Origin of the sequence: uncultured Salinisphaera sp. (genome assembly GCF_964012375.1) — a bacterium.
Lineage (GTDB): Bacteria > Pseudomonadota > Gammaproteobacteria > Nevskiales > Salinisphaeraceae > Salinisphaera.
The window spans coordinates 1-19,011 of the sequence record NZ_CAXGSH010000031.1 but is presented as its reverse complement, the minus strand read 5'-3'; the positions used below and the strand labels follow the sequence as shown (position 1 = coordinate 19,011).

Annotated in this window: 20 protein-coding genes; 16 read left to right on the top strand and 4 right to left on the bottom strand. The window is 63.6% G+C overall.

What is annotated here, in order from left to right:
- Positions 1 to 247: 247 nt before the first annotated feature.
- Positions 248 to 1,135, top strand: a complete 888-nt coding sequence (gene gluQRS / locus ABNU97_RS07365) for a tRNA glutamyl-Q(34) synthetase GluQRS (RefSeq protein WP_348766110.1) — start codon at positions 248 to 250, stop codon at positions 1,133 to 1,135.
- Positions 1,136 to 1,285: 150 nt separating this feature from the next.
- On the opposite strand, the gene ABNU97_RS07360 is transcribed toward gluQRS, so the two are convergent.
- Both ABNU97_RS07360 and ABNU97_RS07355 read right to left on the bottom strand, forming a co-directional pair.
- Entirely contained in the window at positions 1,286 to 1,795 is a 510-nt protein-coding gene (locus ABNU97_RS07360) for a DUF6231 family protein (RefSeq protein ID WP_348766109.1), read from the bottom strand.
- A gap of 170 nt (positions 1,796 to 1,965) precedes the next feature.
- The gene (locus ABNU97_RS07355) at positions 1,966 to 3,054 is read right to left on the bottom strand and encodes an OmpA family protein (RefSeq protein ID WP_348766108.1); all 1,089 of its coding nucleotides are present in this window, start codon (positions 3,052 to 3,054) and stop codon (positions 1,966 to 1,968) included.
- A 273-nt stretch (positions 3,055 to 3,327) separates the two neighbouring features.
- Here ABNU97_RS07355 and prfB point away from each other — a divergent pair.
- Positions 3,328 to 4,426 (top strand): peptide chain release factor 2 gene (prfB, locus tag ABNU97_RS07350; RefSeq protein ID WP_348766107.1). Its coding sequence is split into 2 segments (ribosomal slippage): positions 3,328 to 3,399 and positions 3,401 to 4,426, totalling 1,098 coding nucleotides; the frame shifts between segments, so codons are not numbered across the junction.
- 55 nt (positions 4,427 to 4,481) lie between these two features.
- A complete protein-coding gene (lysS, locus tag ABNU97_RS07345; RefSeq protein WP_348766106.1) occupies positions 4,482 to 5,987 on the top strand; it encodes a lysine--tRNA ligase in 1,506 nt (501 codons plus the stop codon).
- A gap of 43 nt (positions 5,988 to 6,030) precedes the next feature.
- Here lysS and ABNU97_RS07340 read toward each other — a convergent pair whose 3' ends face one another.
- The gene (locus tag ABNU97_RS07340; protein WP_348766105.1) at positions 6,031 to 6,906 is read right to left on the bottom strand and encodes a hypothetical protein; all 876 of its coding nucleotides are present in this window, start codon (positions 6,904 to 6,906) and stop codon (positions 6,031 to 6,033) included.
- Between the two features lie 129 nt (positions 6,907 to 7,035).
- Between ABNU97_RS07340 and ABNU97_RS07335 the strand changes: the two genes are divergently transcribed.
- The 8 genes from ABNU97_RS07335 to ABNU97_RS07300 all read left to right on the top strand — a co-directional run bounded on the left by ABNU97_RS07335 (position 7,036) and on the right by ABNU97_RS07300 (position 12,981).
- Positions 7,036 to 7,248, top strand: a complete 213-nt coding sequence (locus tag ABNU97_RS07335; protein ID WP_348766104.1) for a DUF1674 domain-containing protein — start codon at positions 7,036 to 7,038, stop codon at positions 7,246 to 7,248.
- A gap of 42 nt (positions 7,249 to 7,290) precedes the next feature.
- Positions 7,291 to 7,677, top strand: coding sequence for a succinate dehydrogenase, cytochrome b556 subunit (gene sdhC / locus ABNU97_RS07330; RefSeq protein WP_348766103.1), 387 nt, complete (start codon positions 7,291 to 7,293; stop codon positions 7,675 to 7,677).
- Positions 7,678 to 7,708: 31 nt separating this feature from the next.
- Positions 7,709 to 8,095: a succinate dehydrogenase, hydrophobic membrane anchor protein gene (gene sdhD, locus ABNU97_RS07325; RefSeq protein ID WP_348766102.1), complete on the top strand. Its 387-nt coding sequence runs from the start codon at positions 7,709 to 7,711 to the stop codon at positions 8,093 to 8,095.
- Positions 8,095 to 9,885, top strand: a complete 1,791-nt coding sequence (sdhA, locus tag ABNU97_RS07320) for a succinate dehydrogenase flavoprotein subunit (protein ID WP_348766101.1) — start codon at positions 8,095 to 8,097, stop codon at positions 9,883 to 9,885. The genes sdhD and sdhA overlap by 1 nt, the downstream gene beginning before the upstream one ends.
- A 61-nt stretch (positions 9,886 to 9,946) precedes the next feature.
- Positions 9,947 to 10,726 (top strand): succinate dehydrogenase iron-sulfur subunit, encoded by a 780-nt coding sequence (locus ABNU97_RS07315; protein WP_348766100.1) that lies wholly within the window; start codon positions 9,947 to 9,949, stop codon positions 10,724 to 10,726.
- Between the two features lie 78 nt (positions 10,727 to 10,804).
- The gene (locus tag ABNU97_RS07310; RefSeq protein WP_348766099.1) at positions 10,805 to 11,062 is read left to right on the top strand and encodes a succinate dehydrogenase assembly factor 2; all 258 of its coding nucleotides are present in this window, start codon (positions 10,805 to 10,807) and stop codon (positions 11,060 to 11,062) included.
- Positions 11,063 to 11,065: 3 nt separating this feature from the next.
- Positions 11,066 to 11,527: a protein YgfX gene (locus tag ABNU97_RS07305; protein ID WP_348766098.1), complete on the top strand. Its 462-nt coding sequence runs from the start codon at positions 11,066 to 11,068 to the stop codon at positions 11,525 to 11,527.
- On the top strand, positions 11,524 to 12,981 hold the full coding sequence (locus ABNU97_RS07300) for an alpha/beta hydrolase (protein WP_348766097.1): 1,458 nt from the start codon (positions 11,524 to 11,526) through the stop codon (positions 12,979 to 12,981). Before ABNU97_RS07305 ends, ABNU97_RS07300 begins: the two co-directional genes overlap by 4 nt.
- Here the strand turns inward: ABNU97_RS07300 and nadB are convergent.
- Positions 12,966 to 14,624 (bottom strand): L-aspartate oxidase, encoded by a 1,659-nt coding sequence (gene nadB, locus ABNU97_RS07295; RefSeq protein WP_348766096.1) that lies wholly within the window; start codon positions 14,622 to 14,624, stop codon positions 12,966 to 12,968. The genes ABNU97_RS07300 and nadB overlap by 16 nt on opposite strands.
- A gap of 223 nt (positions 14,625 to 14,847) precedes the next feature.
- On the opposite strand from nadB, the gene rpoE reads away from it, so the two are divergent.
- From rpoE to ABNU97_RS07270, 5 genes are all read left to right on the top strand, one after another.
- Entirely contained in the window at positions 14,848 to 15,423 is a 576-nt protein-coding gene (gene rpoE, locus ABNU97_RS07290; RefSeq protein WP_348766095.1) for an RNA polymerase sigma factor RpoE, read from the top strand.
- 7 nt (positions 15,424 to 15,430) lie between these two features.
- Positions 15,431 to 16,123 carry an RseA family anti-sigma factor gene (locus ABNU97_RS07285; RefSeq protein ID WP_348766094.1) on the top strand — a complete coding sequence of 231 codons (693 nt, stop codon included), beginning with the start codon at positions 15,431 to 15,433 and terminating at the stop codon, positions 16,121 to 16,123.
- Entirely contained in the window at positions 16,120 to 17,142 is a 1,023-nt protein-coding gene (locus ABNU97_RS07280) for a MucB/RseB C-terminal domain-containing protein (protein ID WP_348766093.1), read from the top strand. Before ABNU97_RS07285 ends, ABNU97_RS07280 begins: the two co-directional genes overlap by 4 nt.
- Before the next feature lie 97 nt (positions 17,143 to 17,239).
- Complete coding sequence (locus tag ABNU97_RS07275) at positions 17,240 to 18,679, top strand: DegQ family serine endoprotease (protein ID WP_348766092.1); 1,440 nt, start codon at positions 17,240 to 17,242, stop codon at positions 18,677 to 18,679.
- A 126-nt stretch (positions 18,680 to 18,805) separates the two neighbouring features.
- A partial coding sequence (locus ABNU97_RS07270; protein ID WP_348766091.1) for a GTP-binding protein occupies positions 18,806 to 19,011 on the top strand: 206 nt, incomplete at its 3' end.

Here is a 19,011-nt window from a genome sequence, read left to right as displayed (position 1 = left end):
CATAAACCGCTATTATGCTTGAAGAACAAAGGAATAGGGCCGACATTAAAGCTAGATGGGGTGCAGAAGGTCGTAGGTTCAAATCCTGCTACCCCGACCATCTTTCTTTCCGGTGGCGCCGAGCGCGCCTCCGACTGCCGCGCCATGTGCAGTGGCGCAGGCCTCTAGGCTGTGCCCAGCCGCTCCTTCGACTTCCTGTCTCCCAGCGGCATGCGATGTTCGCTGCCCGAGCAGACTTCTTCTCGTAATGACGGCCGTGGTCGGGCGCTTTGCACCGTCGCCGAGCGGCGCCTTGCACATCGGTTCGCTGGTCGCCGCGCTGAGCAGCTTTCTTCAGGCGCGGGCCCAGGGTGGCCGTTGGCTGCTGCGAATGGACGATCTGGATACGCCTCGGGTCGAGCCGGGCGCGGCCGCGCGTATTCTTGACGCACTGAGGTTCTTCCAGCTCGAATGGGACGACGAGGTCCTTTATCAGGACGCGCGGCGCCCTGCCTACCGGCTCGCAATTGAACGCCTGAAACACGCCGGGCTGGCCTTCGACTGTGGCTGCACGCGTCGCGAGGCGCGCTCGGGTCGGGTCGGTATCGAGGGGCCTATCTATCCGGGTACCTGCCGCACGGGCCTACCGGCCGGCCGCCATGCACGCTCGGTGCGCTTTCGCGTGGGCGGGCAGCTTGTGAGGGTGGCCGACGCGGTGCGGGGCAGTTACGAACAGCGTCTCGATCGGGATATCGGTGATTTCGTGATCAGGCGTGCCGACGGCATTGTGGCTTATCAGCTTGCGACCGTGCTCGACGACGCCTACCAAGGCGTCACCGAGGTGGTGCGCGGCGCTGATTTGTTGTCATCGACGCCGCGACAGATCGCGCTTCAGCATGCGCTGGGTGTAGATACGCCTCGCTATGCGCATGTTCCGGTGGTGGTGGATGCCGCCGGAGAAAAACTGGGCAAGAGTACCGGCGCAATCCCACTCAGACCGGAAAAGCCCGGCGCGCAGCTGACGCGGTGTCTCGTCTGGCTCGGTCAGCGGCCGCCGGAGACCCTTTGGGACGCGAGCGCGCGTCGTGTGCTGAACTGGGGCGTCGACAACTGGTCGCTGGATTGCGTGCCGAAGGCGCTGGAAACAAAGGCTTAGTCTGCTAGAGCGGACACTGTCATCGCTGTTCGGTGCGAGCCAGGCTGTGCCTCTCCGGACTCCCCGCATTGATCCCCGTGGTGGATGGACTCGCTTGCTTCCGCCTCGCGTTCACTCGCTTGAGGCGGCTGTGCTACGGCCTCGCAAAGCTCACCAGCGTTCCCGATCCCAGCGCTCCGGGTTGGCCCAGTAGCGTGAGTTCAGCCAATCGGGTGTGGTCTTGTAGTCGCGGATATCGTATCGATAGACGGCGACGGCGGGGCCGATGCTGCGGCTATCGGGGCTGCGGCGAAAACCCAGGGCGATGAAATCGCTGATTGTCCAGCGCTCGGCCGCCTGGGCGCGCGTATCTACACAGACGAGCACGGTGCCGGCGAGCTGGTCGCGCAGACGGCTTATCAGCTGACGGCCTTCGCGCTTATTCAGTTCGCTAAGCATGGCCGGAAGCACGATCGCGAGGTCGAATCGTGCGGCCGTCAAATCCGTGTCGGACATGTCCGCTACGCTCGATGCCGTGCAGACAGCGCCATCGCGGGACGCGAGCGCCTGCAGCGCGTCTCGGCGCGTCGGATCTTGGCCCATCAGCAACAGCCGTGGCGGGGCATGCTCGTGGAGGCATCTTTCGAGATACGCGCGCAGTGGGTCGTTCGATGTTTCCATTGCGATAGGTTGCCCTGCCGATGATTGAACGCTCAAGCGGCGGTCTGTTAGTCGTCTAAGCTACTCGACCGATGCCGAGGGGCTTTACCATCGTCCGAGCGTCAGGCAAAAAAAAAGCCCGGCCTCCGAAGAGGCCGGGCCCGACTTCAAACAGTCGGTCTAACCGATTGTTACTGCTCGGTAACGTTCAGTTCGACGCGACGGTTCTGAGCGCGGCCAGCGGCCGTCTCGTTGGTCGCAACCGGGTTGGACTCGCCATGACCCTGCGTGCCGGTGATACGGCTCGAGGTGATGCCGTGCTGGATCAGGTACTGACGCACCGAGTCCACACGACGCTGGGAGAGGCCCTGGTTGTACTGTTCGGTGCCGATGCTGTCGGTGTAGCCATCGATACGGAACTTCACTTCAGAGCTGGCCTGCAGCGCGTCAACAACGTTGTTGAGGCGGTTTTCGGCCTGCATCGTCAGCTTGGCGGAATCGAACTCGAAGGTCACGCCCTTGAGGACGATCGGGGCCTTCTTCTCGATCGGGCAGCCACGTGCGTCGACTTCCGTGCCACGCGGGGTGCCGGGGCACTGGTCGTTGGCATCGATCACGCCGTCGCCGTCGCTATCCATCGGCTGGGCCGGAGCGGGCGCCGGAGCCGGCTCGGCAGCAGCCGTCGGGGGAGCACCCAGCGGGATCTGAAGACCCAGCGACAGGATATGGTCGTCGTAACGCTGATCTTCGTAGCCGGCGCCGTAGATGTCCGCGGAATCCACGGTGGTGTAACGGTAGCGGTACTCAGCACGCACGGCCAGGCCGTAGTCGTTCAGCTGATACATGTAACCCAGACCGGCGTCCAGGAAGTCGGTGTCGGCATCGTCGCCAACGCTGGTGGTGACGCCGTTCTGCTCAATGGCGCCGAAGCCCGGATCGGTCTTGCCCCAGGCTGCGCCGAGGATGCCGTAGACCGGCAGCGTGTCGCGGGCCGGGAAGAACAAGGCGTCGAGACCGAAGCCGTACAGGTCGGCGTCGCTGCTGTCACCACCGTTGACCTGCTGGTCCGGGTTGAAATAGAAGCCGAACAGCTCCAGGTTCAACCAGCTGTTGATCGGCTTACCGATCGCCAGCGTGGCGCCGATGCTGTCGTCGTTGTCGGTATTCAGCGAGCCGAAGCTGCTGCCGGGGCCGCCGACGGTGTCGTTGTCGAAGAAGCCGTAGCTGACCATCGGCGCCACGTAGAAGCGCTTGTCCTGCGGCGTATCCATCTGCGCCATGGCGCTGCCCGCGAATGCGAGCCCCAGCGCGCCAGCAACACCTGCGGTAAGCGGTTGCTTGAATTTCATAGTTCAAAACTCCCTTGAACGGGTTTAGGTTTGTTGTGCGGTCCCATTCACCGAACTGGCGAACAAGCGTTCCCAAACCGGTGACGTGCAACCGGATTATGGAGGTTATCGCTGGAATTAGCAATTAATTATCGTGCTTGTGCTGTACGTCGTAAGCTGTAATGATCCGCGCCCGCAACGCACCCCCAATGAATAGGAAAGTCAATGGATACCAACGCTGTGAACACCCGCATGCAGGAATTGCGCGCGCGTCTTGGCGACCTCAGGGGGTATCTTTGACTACGCTGAAAAAAAAGACCGACTAGACGAAATCGATGCCGAGCTCGCCCAGGGCGATATATGGGCTAACGATCCGGACAAGGCGCAGGCTTTCGGTCAGGAAAAGGCGCGGCTGGAAGAAGTTGTTCGGCCCATGGAGAAGTCGCTTACGATCCTGGACGACAGCGAGGAGCTTGTGGAGCTGGCGGCCATGGAAGAGGACGCCGCGGTAATCGAGGATGTCGCTGCCGAGCTCGATGCGGTGGAGTCGCATCTGAAGAGTCTGGAGTTTCAGCGCATGTTCTCCGGCGAAGCAGACGCGAGCAACGCGTTCGTCGATATCCAGTCCGGCTCGGGCGGTACGGAAGCGCAGGACTGGGCCGAAATGCTGTTGCGCATGTACCTGCGCTGGTGTGAACGTCGAGGCTTCGCCACCGAGGTCACCGAGCTTTCGCCGGGTGAAGTGGCCGGTATCAAGAGCGCAACGGTTGCCGTGACCGGCAGCTATGCCTATGGCTGGCTGCGAACGGAAACCGGCGTACACCGTCTGGTACGCAAGTCGCCGTTCGATTCCGGCGCGCGGCGCCACACCTCGTTTGCCGCGGTATTCGTGGCGCCGGAAATCGATGACGAGATTTCCATCGATATCGATCCATCGGATCTGCGGGTGGATGTCTACCGTGCCAGCGGCGCGGGCGGGCAGCACGTCAACCGTACCGAGTCGGCGGTACGAATCACGCATAATCCCACGGGCATCGTTGTTCAGTGTCAGAACGACCGTTCCCAGCACAAGAACCGTGCGACCGCGATGAAGCAGCTGCAGTCCAAGCTGTATGAACGAGAGCTGGCGGCACGTCGGGCTGAAGCCGAGGCCACCGAGGCCGACAAGTCGGATATCGGCTGGGGCAGTCAGATTCGTTCCTACGTGCTCGATCAGTCGCGCATCAAGGACCTGCGTACGGGCGTGGAAGTGGGCAATACCCAGGCGGTGCTCGACGGCGATCTGGACGCGTTCGTCGAGGAAAGCCTCAAGCAAGGGCTGTGAAACACAGGCACCGGGCCTGACAGCCATTCTTAAATATATACAGGGACGACACGACATGACCGATACCGGGGCCAGCGACACCGATACCCACCGTCTGGTTGCCCAGCGCAAGGAGAAACTTCAGGCGTGGCGCGAGCAGGGTGCGGCTTTCCCGAACGATTTTCGCCCCGACGCGCTCGCGGGCGAGTTGCAGCGCGCCCACGCCGACGACGATGCGGACACATTGGATGAACGCGCGCAGCAGGTAGCGGTCGCCGGCCGGCTGCTGGCTAAACGCGTCATGGGCAAGCTCAGCTTTGCCACGCTTCAGGACCGCAGTGGCCGTATTCAGTTGTTCGTGCAGCGCGACCTGCTGGGCGAAGACGCCTACAAGGCGTTCAAGCAGCTGGATATAGGCGATATCGTCGGCGTGCGCGGTGCGCTGTCGCGGACCAACAAGGGCGAGCTCTCGGTTCGCGCGACCGAGCTGCGCTTGCTCACCAAGTCGCTGCGACCGCTGCCGGAAAAATGGCATGGCCTGGCCGATACCGAGGCACGCTATCGTCAGCGTTATGTCGATTTGATCATGCACCCGGACTCGCGTGCCGTATTCATGGCCCGCAGCGCGATCGTGCGCGGGGTGCGGGACTTCTTCGAATCCCGTGATTTCCTCGAGGTGGAAACCCCGATGCTGCAGGCCATCCCCGGTGGCGCAGCAGCACGCCCGTTCGTGACCCACTACAACGCGCTGGATCACGACTTCTATCTGCGTGTCGCCCCCGAGCTTTATCTTAAGCGCCTCGTAGTCGGCGGCCTCGAGAAGGTGTTCGAGCTCAACCGCAATTTCCGTAATGAAGGGGTGTCGACCCGGCACAACCCCGAGTTCACGATGCTCGAGTTTTATCAGGCATATGCGGACTACCACGACCTGATGGATCTGATCGAGTCATTGCTGCGGGACCTGTCGGCCCATGTCGAGGCGCGCCATGCTCAGGCCTGCAGCGAGCAGGCGATACGTTTTGATGCGCCGTTCGAGCGCCTGTCGATGCGCGACGCGGTGCTCAAGTACAACAGCAATATCGAGCCACAAGATATTGATGGGATAGATAAATTATCCGATACGGCAACTCGCCACGGGGTCAAGGGCGAGGCGGGCTGGGGTTATGGCAAATGGCTCACCGAGCTGTTCGAGCATACGGTCGAGCATCGGCTGGAAACGCCCACCTTCATCATCGATTACCCGGCCGAGGTTTCGCCGCTGGCGCGCCGTCGCGACGACGATCCGGATGTGACCGAACGCTTCGAGCTGTTCGTTGCCGGCCGCGAGATTGCCAACGGCTTCTCCGAGCTCAACGATGCCGAAGATCAGGCCGAGCGATTCGCAGCGCAGGCCGATGCCAAGGCGGCTGGCGACGACGAAGCCATGTACTACGACGCCGACTACGTCAACGCGCTCGAATACGGCCTGCCGCCAACAGCCGGCGCCGGTATCGGTATCGATCGCCTGGTGATGCTGTTGACCGGTCGCAGCGCGATCCGCGACGTGCTGTTGTTTCCGCAGCTGCGTCCGCAGGGGCAGTAATCGAGAGCCGCTGCGACCGGTCGGCCCGACGCTTGCGGCGGCGCTAGACCGGCGTCGGGTAAGGCAGCTCGCCCGGCTCCAGCGTGGCGTTGGCGGTGGCAAGCGGTTGCTGGGCGGCGCTCGTTTTGAGCACCGCCAGCAGCGTGCCCCGACTCGGCTCGGCGGATGGCGCGGCGTAGAGCACCGTGCCCGCACGTTCGCCCTGGTCATCGAGCACGTCGCTGCCGGGCGCGGGCATTTCGCCTTGCCAGAACAGCCGGTACATACGGCGCGTGAGTTTGCCGCGGTAGTGCAGCCGTGCAATGACCTCCTGGCCGGGATAGCAGCCCTTGTCGAAATCGATGGCCTGCAACCAGTGCAGGTTGAGCATCTGGGGGACGAACAGCCCCTGTGTGGCCGGCGCCAACGCCGGTATGCCGGCATCGATTTCCTCGGCCAGCCAGTCGGGCGCGTCGGTCGCGATCGGGTGTTGCGCGACCCCATGCTCGTTCGGAGAAATTTCCAGGGCGCGTGGTTCGTCGCCCGCGCCGGCAGACAGACCCAGCAGCACGGCGTCGCCGGCGGTGCGTACTCGTGACGCGGCGGGCAGGTCACCTCCGCGGCGACCCACGATACGAAGCGTATCGCGACCGTCGTGAAGCTTCACCGCCGCGCGCAACACGTACATCTGTAAGCGCTTGATCAGGCCGCCGATGAGCGATTCCGGCACCACGAGCCAGTAGCCTTCGTCGCGCTCGCAAACGCGTGCGACCATCTGCGCTCGGCCCTTGGCGTCGCACCAGGCGGCCAGGAAGTGGCGGTCCTGGCCCAGCCGCATCACGTCGTTGGTAAGCTGGGCGCGCAGGAAATCGGCCGCATCGGGGCCGGTGACGGCGATGACGCCAAGCGCGCTTGGCGCCGCGGCGGTGGAATCGGTCATAGGTGCATCCAAGTCTTGTGTGGCTCGTATTCTAGCCATAGCGTAAAGTCGCTGTTATATGCAGCTGGGCCGGTCGGTTCAGCCAATGTTCACATTGCCAGAAATCCGACACGGGTTTAGAGTATCGCCATGTCAGACGAACGTTTGTCCGCTGAGGACGACTCCCAAGCCGGCGCTCCCGCCCGGTCGCAAGAGCAAGAGTCCGCGCCGCAGCCCGCCGATTCCAGCCCGCCCGCCAAGCCCAATACGCTCGATCTTCCGCCCGAATACGGCGGTCGCAAGGGCCCGGAGCCCGTGCGCTACGGGGATTGGGAGAAGAACGGACGCTGCATCGATTTCTGACCCCCTTATCACGTTCTTTTCATTGCCATTTCGGGGACCTTCATGAGTCAACAGGCTAACCGCCCGCTATCGCCGCATCTGCAGATCTATCGCTGGCAGATCTCGATGCTTACGTCGATCGCGCATCGCGCGTCCGGCATCGTTCTTGCGCTGGGCAGCGTATTCCTTGCCGTATGGCTAATCGCCGCTGCCAGCGGCCCGGATGCTTTTTCCAGCGTCAACGGCTTCGCAGCCTCCTGGTTCGGCCAGTTGTTGATGTTCGGGTGGTCGTTCGCACTGTTCTACCACCTGTGCAACGGCATCCGCCACCTGGTATGGGACGTGGGCATCGGCCTGGATCTGGAAACCGCGCGCATGACCGGCTATGTCGCGATTGGCGTCGCCGCCGCGCTGACCCTGTTTGTCTGGATCTGGGCGTTCATCGCCTGATCGACTCGATTTAGTGTTCCGGGAGATTTAAATGAGCAGTATTCGTTCATCGCTAGCCAGCGCGCGCGGGCTAGGCAGCGCCAAGACGGGCGTGTCGCATTGGTGGTTTCAGCGTGTCAGCGCGGTCGCGCTCGTGCCGCTGACCCTGTGGTTCGTTGCCTGTCTGGCCTCGCAGCTGGGCGCCGATTACTCCAGCGTTACCGACTGGCTGTCGTCGCCGTTGCAGGCGTCGCTGCTGGCGATCTATCTGGCCGCGATCTTTTTCCATTCGCAGCTCGGCCTGCAGATCATTATTGAAGACTACGTACACCACGAAGGCGCGAAGATGGCGCTGCTGATTGGTTTCCAGCTTCTCAATATTCTGCTGGCCGTGGCCGCTATCTTTTCCGTCATCATGATTCTTGTAGGAGCCGCCTGATGAGCGAAAGCTACGACATCATCGACCACCAGCACGACGTCGTGGTGGTGGGTGCCGGTGGTTCCGGTCTGCGCGCCACGCGCGGCCTGGCAGACGCCGGCCTTTCCACTGCCTGTATCACCAAGGTCTTTCCCACCCGTAGCCACACCGTGGCGGCCCAGGGCGGTATTGCATCCGCGCTCGGCAACATGGGCGAGGACGACTGGCGTTGGCACGCCTATGACACCATCAAGGGTGGTGACTGGCTGGGCGATCAGGACGCCATTGAATACCTCACCAAGGAGGCTATTCCGGCGATCATCGAACTCGAGCACGACGGCGTGCCGTTCTCGCGGACCGAAGACGGCCGGATCTATCAGCGCCCGTTCGGCGGCATGACCACGCACTTTGGCGAAGGGACTGCACAGCGCACCTGTGCTGCGGCCGACCGTACCGGCCATGCGCTGCTGCATACGCTTTATCAGCAGTCGCTCAAGGCGCGTGCCGAGTTCTTCATCGAATACTTCGCCATCGACCTGCTGATGACCGAAGATGGCGAATGCCGCGGCGTGCTGGCCTGGGATCTCCAGGGCGGGCAGCTGCATCGCTTCCGTGCCCACCAGGTCATTCTGGCCACCGGCGGTTACGGCCGTGCCTACTTCTCCTGCACCTCCGCGCATACCTGCACGGGCGACGGCATGGGCATGGCGCTGCGCGCCGGCCTGCCGCTGCAGGATCCCGAATTCGTGCAGTTTCATCCGACCGGTATTTACGGCGCGGGCTGCCTGATCACCGAAGGCGCACGCGGCGAGGGTGGTTATCTGACCAACTCGGAAGGCGAGCGCTTCATGGAGCGCTATGCGCCGAACGCCAAGGATCTGGCGTCGCGCGACGTGGTTAGCCGTGCCGAAACGGTCGAGATCAACGAAGGCCGCGGCGTGGGCGAGAACAAGGACCACACGCTGCTGCATCTTGAGCATCTTGGTCCGGAAGTGCTGCACGAGCGCCTGCCGGGCATCACCGAAACCGCGATGATCTTCTCCGGCGTGGATGCCACCAAGGAGCCGATCCCGGTGCTGCCCACCGTGCATTACAACATGGGCGGCGTGCCCACCAACGCCTTCGGCGAAGTGGTCACGCTCAAGGACGGCGATCCGGATTCGGTCGTGCCCGGGCTGATGGCGGTCGGCGAAGCCGGCTGTGTGTCGGTACACGGGGCCAATCGTCTGGGCTCCAACTCGCTGCTCGACCTGGTCGTGTTCGGCCGTGCGGCCGCACACCGTTGTACGGAAGTCGTGCGCAAGGGCGCGCCGCATCGGGGTGATATCAAGGCCTCGGAAGAGAAGGCCCTGAGCCGTTTCGACAAGCTGCGTTACGCCAAGGGCGACACGCCCACGGCCGAGCTGCGTTCGAGCCTGCAGAACTCCATGCAGAAATACGCGGCCGTGTTCCGCAACACCGAGAGCCTGGAAACCGGCGCCAAGCAGATCAGCGAGGAAGTCGAGGCGTTTGCCAACGTCGGCGTGACCGACCGCTCGATGACCTGGAACAGCGATCTGGTGGAAACCCTGGAGCTCGAGAATCTGCTTGGCTGTGCAATCACGACGATGCACGCCGCTGCCAATCGCAAGGAAAGTCGCGGCGCGCACGCGCACGAGGAATACACCGAGCGCGACGACGAGAACTGGATGAAGCACACGCTCATCTGGCACCACGGCGGCCCGGATACGCAGATCGACTATCGGCCCGTGCACATGAACCCCATGACGGACGATATGGAGCATGTGCCGCCGAAGAAGCGGACCTACTAACGCATAACATCGTCGCCGGCCGTCAGGCCGGCGGCCTGCCACTGAGTAATGGAGGCCTGTCATGGCTGAATTCCGACTGCCGAAGAATTCGCGCATCGCCAAGGGCAAGAAGTTCGAGGCGCCCAAGGGTGCGAAGAACGTCAAGACGTTCCGTATCTATCGCTGGGAACCCGAATCGGGCGAGAACCCGCGCGTTGACAGCTTTGCTATCGACCTCGACAAGTGCGGGCCGATGGTTCTCGATGCGGTCATCAAGATCAAGAACGAGATCGACCCCACGCTGACCTTCCGTCGCTCCTGTCGTGAAGGCATCTGTGGTTCCTGTGCGTTCAATATCGACGGCAAGAACACGCTGGCCTGCACCACGCGCATCACCGATATCGATGGCGACGTGCGTATCTATCCGCTGCCGCATATGCCGGTGGTCAAGGATCTGGTGCCGGACCTGACGCACTTCTACGCTCAGCTCGAATCGATTGAGCCGTGGATCAAGACGGATACGCCGGCACCGACCCGCGAACGCCTGCAAACGCCCGAGGACCGCGCCAAGCTTGACGGTCTTTACGAGTGCATTCTGTGTGCCTGCTGCTCGACCTCCTGCCCGAGCTACTGGTGGAACCCGGAACGCTATCTCGGCCCGGCCGTGCTGCTGCAGGCCTATCGCTGGATCGTGGATTCGCGCGACGAGGCCACCGGCGACCGTCTCGACGACCTTGAAGACCCGTTCAAGCTGTATCGGTGCCATACCATCATGAACTGCACCAATACCTGCCCCAAGGGTCTGAACCCGGCCAAGGCGATTGCCGAAACCAAGAAGCTGCTGCTCGAACGCCGCGGCTGATTGCTTCCTTGGCCCGCCGGCGCCGGCGGGCCATTCCCCTAGGCCGATCCAGGTCGGCCCTTCCCACCCGAGCAAACCATGAGCGAAAAATCGCGCATACGTTGGCTGTGCCGGCGCGGAATGAAGGAGCTCGACGTGCTCCTCGAACGCTTCGTGGCCAACGAGTACGATGACCTCGACGAACGCGAGCAGGCAGGGCTGCGCGAGCTGTTGGAAATGGAAGATCCGGATCTTTACGCGCTCGTGATGGGGCGCATGGAAGCGCCAACGCAGGTGCAGGTGGATCTGCTTTCGCGTATCCGCCAATTCCAGCGGCCGCAGGGCGCTGCGCGGTAACCGATGTCGAATCCGTTCGCCGATACGTTGCACATGCGTGTGCGCGTCTCGGCGGCGCACCGCGTCTTTGTCCTCGGCCTGCACGGGGCAGCGGCCTTCGTCATCCTTTATCTGGCCATCGCACGCCCGTGGCTGATAGCGCTGCTGCCGGTGGTCGCTGTTGCGGGCTACCGCAGCTATTGCAATGCGTTACTCGAGCGCGCCGGCAGTATCGTGCGCCTGCGCTATCCCACGGACGGTCCGTGGCGCTGGCAAACGCGGAATGGCGTCTCGCATAGCGGCCGTCTCACCCACGCCTTTAGCGCCGGCGACTGGCTCGTAGTACTACGCCTGCGTGAAGACGGCGATTGGTTTAGGGAGCGCAGCTGCGTGCTGTTTGCAGATGCGCTGGATGCGCCAACCCATCGCCGGCTCCGCGCTCGACTGACGATTGCGCCGGATCCACGCCGCGCCGATCCGGCATGATCGGCCTGACCCGGCTCTTCGGCCTGGCGTTGGCCATAAGCCTGCTTGCTGGTATGGGCCAAGGACTGGCCGCCGGTGCGGGCACGGCGCATATTCGTTGGACGGCGTGCCCGGCCATGCCGGACGCGCCCAGTGCCGCACAGGTCGAATGCGGATGGCTGTCGGTCGGCGCGAAGATCCGCGGTCAGCCGCTACGACTCCGATTCGCGGTGCTGCGAGCACATCCGGATCGTCACGACCCGAAGCCGGTGTTGTATGTGCCGGGCGGGCCCGGAGAAAGCGCAGGCCTCGACGCGGCCGGGTTGGTCGGTTGGCAGCGCTGGCAGCAGCGCGCCGGCTGGCCCCACGATATCGTGCTGATGGACCCGCGGGAGACCGGTGAAAGCCGTCCGCGTATCGGTTGCTCGGCGAAGCCTGTCGTGCCGCTGCGAGCGCCGGCTTCGCCGCAGGCAGACAAGGGCTTCGCGCAGGAGGCGGCGATCATCCAGCACTGCCTGGATCGACTGGGCCCCAAGGGCATGCAAGCGCTCGGGCCCGGGCCGCAAATCGCGGATATGTATGCGCTGCTCGACGGTCTGGGTGTCGATCGGGCCACGCTCTGGGGCGTCTCCTACGGCACCCGAATTGCCATGCTGTTCGCGCGGCGCTATCCCGAACGAATAAGCGCGCTGGTGCTCGATTCTGTCGTGCCATTCGACCGTAACGAGCTTGCCGCCTTGCCGCTGCAAATCGACGGCGCTATCCGGCGCTTGCAGGACGTCTGTGCGCAGGTCGGCGACTGTGCGTCGTCTGCGCCGCAGCGAACGCTCGCCGCGCTGTTGGCGCGTTATCGACGTCAGCCGCCGGTGGTCGCACTGCTGCCTTATCGCGGCCTGCCGCCGTTATTTGAAATCACCCCCTATCGACTGCTGCTGATGGTGTTATTCGCGGCCTACGACAGTGGTCGGGAGGCGGATACCGTCGCCCGCATCGAGCGTGCCCTTAGAGGCGAAACGGCGGCGCTGGTCCCACTGGCTGCGCGGGTCGCGGCTCAGGGCAGCAGTCGTTCACGCAGCGCCGCGACGTTCTGGGCGACCCGCTGTGCCCTCGACAACGAGCGCGCCAACCCGGCTTTGGCCTGGCAACAGACCCTGTCGGCCATGCCGCTGATCGCGCCGTATCTGCGCCACGCGCCGCAGGGGTCGGTATGCACGCAATGGCCGCTGCCACGCTACCAGGCAGGCAATACGCTGCCGGCACGGCCGATGCTGGTGCTCTCGGGCGAGGCGGATGTGCTCACGCCGCCGGCCTGGGGACAGGCGTTCGCAGCCGCTTATTTATCGGCGCGATGGATACAGGTAGCCAACGCCGGCCATGCGCCGACGCTGTCCAATCCAAGCGCAATGCGAGCGGTGGCGGATTTTCTGGCCGCGCCAAGCCTCGGCGCTGGCAGCACGCCTCAGAGCGGGCGGTAACTCACGCCCGGGCCGCTGTCGCGAGGGTGCTCGGGCGAGAGCACCGTATGCATGGCCCGCGGCAGGGTATGCGGAAAATCGCTGATGTAATGCAGGCCGCGGCTTTCCCGCCGATCCAGGGCGCTGCGGATGATCAGTTCGGCAACCTGCGCGAGGTTGCGCAGCTCCAGCAGCCCCGGCGTCACGCGGAAACTGCCGTAGTAGTCATGAATTTCGCGGCGCAGCAGCTCGATACGATGCAGTGCCCGTTCGAGTCGCTTGGTAGTGCGCACAATGCCGACATAGTCCCACATGAAGCGACGCAGCTCCTGCCAGTTATGGGCGACGACGACTTCCTCGTCGGAATCCGTCACTCGTGATTCGTCCCAGGCCGGCAGGGCGACGGGCTGGACGCGATCGTCGCGGCTTTCAATATCGGCGGCGGCGGCGCTGGCATAGACGATGCATTCCAGCAGCGAATTGCTGGCCATGCGATTGGCGCCGTGCAAACCAGTGAAAGCGCATTCGCCAATCGCATAGACACCGGGAATATCGGTGCGCCCGGCCAGATCGGTTATCACGCCGCCGCAGGTGTAATGGGCGGCCGGTACCACCGGCAGCGCTTCCTTGCTCATATCCAGGCCGAGTTCCAGGCAGCGGGCATTAATGGCCGGGAAATGTTTTTCAATGAACGGCTTGCCGGCATGGGTGATATCCAGCCATACATGCGGCTGGCCGGTGCGCTTCATTTCCGCGTCGATTGCCCGGGCCACCACGTCGCGCGGCGCGAGTTCGGCGCGCTCGTCGTGGCGGGGCATGAAACGGCTGCCGTCCGCGAGGCGCAGCAGTGCGCCTTCGCCGCGCAGGGCTTCGCTGATCAGAAAAGAGCGCGCCTTTGGATGATAGAGGCAGGTCGGGTGGAACTGCATGAATTCCATGTTCGCCACCCGCGCTCCGGCACGCCAGGCCATGGCGATGCCGTCGCCGCTGGCGGCATGCGGATTGCTGCTATAGAGATAGACCAGATTTGCACCGCCGGTGGCCAGTACGACCTGGTCGGCGGCGAACGTGAATACGGTATCCGCCTCGATATCCAGCACGTATACGCCGCGACAGCGCCCGCCGGGTTCGTCGGCGTCGGCGGTCACGATCAGCTCCACCGCCATATGGTGTTCGAACACCGTAATCCGTTCGCTGGCGCGGGTCAGTCCTTCCAGCGTGGTTTCCACGGCGCGCCCCGTGGCATCGTCGGCATGGATGATCCGGCGGTGACTATGTCCGCCTTCGCGGTTCAGATGATAGGCATAGCCCGACTCGTTGTCGGTCTCTTCGGCGCGTGTGAACGGTACGCCGCGCTCGATCAGCCATTCGATCGCAGCGCGCGAGTGCGACACCGTATGCCTTACCGCGGCTTCGTCGCACAGGCCCGCGCCGGCAGCCAGCGTATCGGCCACATGGGCGTCCACGCTGTCCTCGGCATCAAGTACCGCCGAGATGCCGCCCTGGGCGTAGAGCGTGCTGCCCTCGGCCAGCGCGCCCTTGGAAATCACCGCGATACGACGCCCGCTACGGGCCAGGCGAAGGGCGAGCGTAAGGCCGGCCGCGCCGCTGCCTACGACGACGACATCGAAGCGTTTGCATACCGGGGATTCGGTCGACTGCATGACGAAAGCACGTTGCGTCGCTACACTGAGCCTCTCGACGCGTAGGCGTCTCATTCGGTTGTGTAGCGAAAAGATGACGGCTGGCAGCATAGCGCAAAATCAGTGCGAACTTATTTGCGAATCCGCGGTCTACGTGGATAACGGCGTCTTGGTACGCAACAACGAAGAGGTTAATTCGCGCATCGATTGCTCTGGCTTTCCAGATGTCCGGCGCTGCAGATAGATGACTGAAGACGTCAGCGACGAGCAACTGGTAGCCCGCGCCCAGTCCGGCGACGATCGTGCCTTCGACTTGCTCATCCGCAAGTATCAGCACAAGGTCGTCAAGCTGGTGGCACGCTACGTGAGCCCGGCAGACGCGCCGGACGTGGCGCAGGAAGCCTTCATCAAGGCCTACCGCGCGCTCAAAGGGTTCAAGGGCAATAGCGCTTTCTATACATGGCTCTATCGCATATCCATCAACACCGCGAAAAACTTTCTGGTGGCCCGTTCACGGCGCCCGGCGAGTCAGGACATCGATGTCGCCGATGCCGAGGCCTTCGGCCATACGGAGCGGTTTTCGGAAGGCGATACGCCCGAGGCGTTGCTGGAAAGCGAAGAGATACGCGATGCGGTGATCGGTGCCATCCGCGAATTACCCGAGGATTTGCGTACCGCGATCATGCTCCGCGAGCTGGATGGCATGAGCTACGAAGAGATTGCACAATCAATGGATTGCCCCGTGGGCACGGTACGCTCGCGTATCTTTCGTGCCCGGGCGGCAATCGAGCAGAAACTGGTGTCCCTGTCGGACAAGTGAGGTCAGCATGAACGAGCAGTTTTCCGCGTTTCTAGACGGCGAGGCCACTCGCGACGAAGCGGACGCAGTAGTCAGCGCCTTGCTACGCGATGAGCAGCTTCGTGAAAGCTGGGGTCGCCAGCACTGGCTGCGCACCACGCTGCGTGCCCACAATGGTGAAATGGCGGTGCCGCTGGACTGCAATTTCTCCGACCGTGTAATGGCGGCGATCGCACAGGATCGACCGGAAACCGCGGCGGCGCGTCCGGTGGCGGTGCCGATGCGGGTTGCAGCACGACGGCGCTGGCGCAGCATGGCCGGTCTGGCCGCAGTGGCGTCGGCGGCCGGTATCGTGCTGCTGGTGAGCAACCCGCTACGACAGGACGCAACGACGGGCAACAGTCTGGCCAGCGCCTCCGGCAACGGTGCCCCGGCCGCGACGTCGGTGGCCGCGCAGGGCAATGCGGCCGGCATGGGCGGGGCGCAGGCGATGGTCGCCTCCAACGAACTGTCCAGCGACATGCTGCGCCAGGCAGGCCCGAGCCAGGCGGCGGTACAGCGCGGTCCGGCAGACCACTGGTCGGTGTCGGATCCGGCGCTTGAAGACGAACTCAACGGTTATCTGGTCGAGCATAACGGCCTGGCGCGCGGCTACGGCATGTCGGGCACCACGCCGGGCTTCGTGCGCGTGGCTACCTATGGGCAGGATACGCCGCAGTGACGAGAGCGCTTCCTGCGTTCCTGCTGCTGTTTTTTCTGACGGCACTTTCGGCGGCCGCGCAGGCCGCCGATGGTGAAGCATCCGCTAGTGCCGAGGCCGACGGCTCCCTAAACGCGCTGCTTGCCAAGGCGTCCGAGGCGGTTCGTAGTGAAACCTACCGCGGTATTATCGTTTATCTGCGTGAGGGCCAGCTCGACACGCTGCGGGTGATTCATCGCCGGCGCGATGGCCTGGAGCAGGAGCGGCTGGTTTCGTTGACGGGTCAGCCGCGCGAAGTCATTCGGCGCGGTGGGGTGGTCACCTCGATTCTGCCGCAGAACAAGGTCGTGCTGATTTCACAACGCAAGCACGACGGGTTGCTGGGTAGCGTTGCGCAGTTTTCTGCCGACCGCATGGGCGAGCACTACCGGGTAACCGATATGGGCCAACGCCGCCTGGCGGACCGGGTGGGTCGGCTTATCAGTATCGAACCGCTCGACGGATACCGGTACGGCTATCGCATGCTTATCGACGACGAGACACGGCTGCCGCTGAAGCTTGATCTGATCAGCGACAACAACGTGCTCGAGCAGCTCATGTTTACCCAGGTCGAGTTTCCGAAGTCGATCGACGACGACGAATTCGAGCCGGGTTACGACATCGACGGCTTTCGCGTGGTCAAGCACCAGGCCGTCCAGGTCGAAGACAAGCCGGTGCCCGAAGACGCATGGAAGCCCACCGACCTGCCGCCCGGTTTCGAGCTTGCCGAAGACGGTGTGCGCCGCGTGACCGAAAGCGGTTTCGTGCGCCAGATGCTGTTCACCGACGGCGTGGCTGCGGTATCTGCGTTCATCGCACCGGCCGGGCTGCGCAAGCCCCTGGAAGGGGCGACCACCATGGGCGCAGTGAACGCCTACGGGCATGTAGTCGAAGATACGCAAATCACGGTAGTGGGCGAAGTGCCGGCGCGCACCGTCAAGCGCATCGCCGAGAATCTGGTACGCGAAACCCAGTCGGCGAGCCGTAACGTTTCCCCCTGACGCGGGCGGCCGGCTAAGCTAACCTTGCACCCCCTTGGCCATCGCTCGTTATCGGGCACGGCCGGGAATCGCAAGACATCGACCAAAGCGAGTCGCCATGAATTCTCAAGCCCGTGCCCTACGCCTGTTTTTGCTGCTGGTCGTCATGCTTACGCTGCTGGCCGGCTGCGGCGACGACGAGCCCGCGCCGGTGGCAAGCACCGGTCAGTTGCCCGACTTCACCGGCCTGGTCAAACAGGTATCGCCGGCGGTGGTCAATATAAGCGCGGCGCCGGCCGAAGCCGCCGAACAGGGCGGTGAGGGCGAAAACGGGCCGCTGGAAGGCTGGCTGCGTCGCTTTTTCGAAGACGGCGGGCCGGGCGAGCAGTCGCCGTTGCCGCCGGGCGGTTCGCCGCATGCCTCGCTGGGCTCCGGCTTCATCATCTCCGACGACGGCTATATCCTGACCAACCGCCACGTGGTGGCCAACGCGGGTCAGATCGTGGTCAAGCTCAACGATCGACGCCAGCTGGTCGCCGACGTCGTGGGCCAGGATAGCTATAGCGATCTGGCCGTGCTCAAGGTTGATGCCAGCGATCTGCCGACGGTCAAGGTCGGGAATCCGGACAAGCTGGAGGTCGGCTCCTGGGTGGTGGCGATCGGTTCGCCGTTCGGCTTCGAGACCTCGGTGACCGCCGGTATCGTGTCGGCCAAGCAGCGTAGCCTGGCAAGCGATCAGTACGTGCCGTTCCTGCAAACCGACGTGGCCATCAACCCCGGTAATTCGGGCGGGCCGCTGTTCGATCTGGCCGGTGAAGTGGTCGGCATCAACTCCCAGATCTATAGCCAGACCGGCGGTTATCAGGGCGTATCCTTCGCCATTCCGATCGATATCGCCATGGACGTGGCGAAACAGCTGCGCGATAGCGGCAGCGTCACCCGGGGCTGGCTCGGGGTACAGATCCAGGACGTTGATCGCGAGCTGGCGGAGTCGTTTCGCCTCAAGCGCCCGGAAGGCGCGCTGGTCGCCCGGGTCATGCCCGACAGCCCCGCCCAGGCCGCGGGACTGCAGGCCGGCGACGTGATTCTGTCGTTCAACGACCAGCCCGTCGATTCGGCGGCGTCGCTGCCGCCGCTGGTGGGTACGGTCGCCCCCGGTGAAAGTGCGGGCGTGACGGTACTGCGCGACGGTGAACGTGAAACCATCGAGGTCACGATCGAGAAACTGCCCAAGGATCTGTCCGCGGCGACCGCGCCCGAGCAGGCAGAAAAACCGGCCGAGCAACCCTACGGGCTGACGCTGGAGTCGTTGGATACGGCAGCACGACGTGAACTCGATCTCGAGCAGGGCGGCGTACGAGTCACCGATGTCGCCGACGGCGCCGGCGCCGATGCCGGGCTGGAACCGGGCGATGTCGTGCTCGCGGTGGGCTCTCGCCATGTGGAGGATGTCGCGTCGCTGCGCGAAGCGCTCGATGACGCCGACGGCGCGGTGGCATTGCTCGTTTTGCGTGATGACCGTCGCCTGTATCTGGCGATGCGTCCGAAAAACAAGTGATGGTCGCCGTGCTCGGCTGAAACTCGCGGCGTTGAGCGCGTATACTCTTGCTCGATCGCATCGCCTCGGCTGTTCTTGCCGGGGCGATTGTTTTATGTCGCCTTCGCGCGCTGCAATGAAGTCCTGATGCAATCACGCATACGCAACTTTTCCATCATCGCCCATATCGACCACGGCAAGTCGACCCTGGCGGATCGTTTCATTCAGGCATGCCGTGGGCTGACCGAACGTGAAATGGCCGAACAGGTGCTCGATTCGATGGATCTCGAGCGCGAGCGCGGTATCACCATCAAGGCCCAGGCGGTCACGCTCGATTACGAGGCGGCCGACGG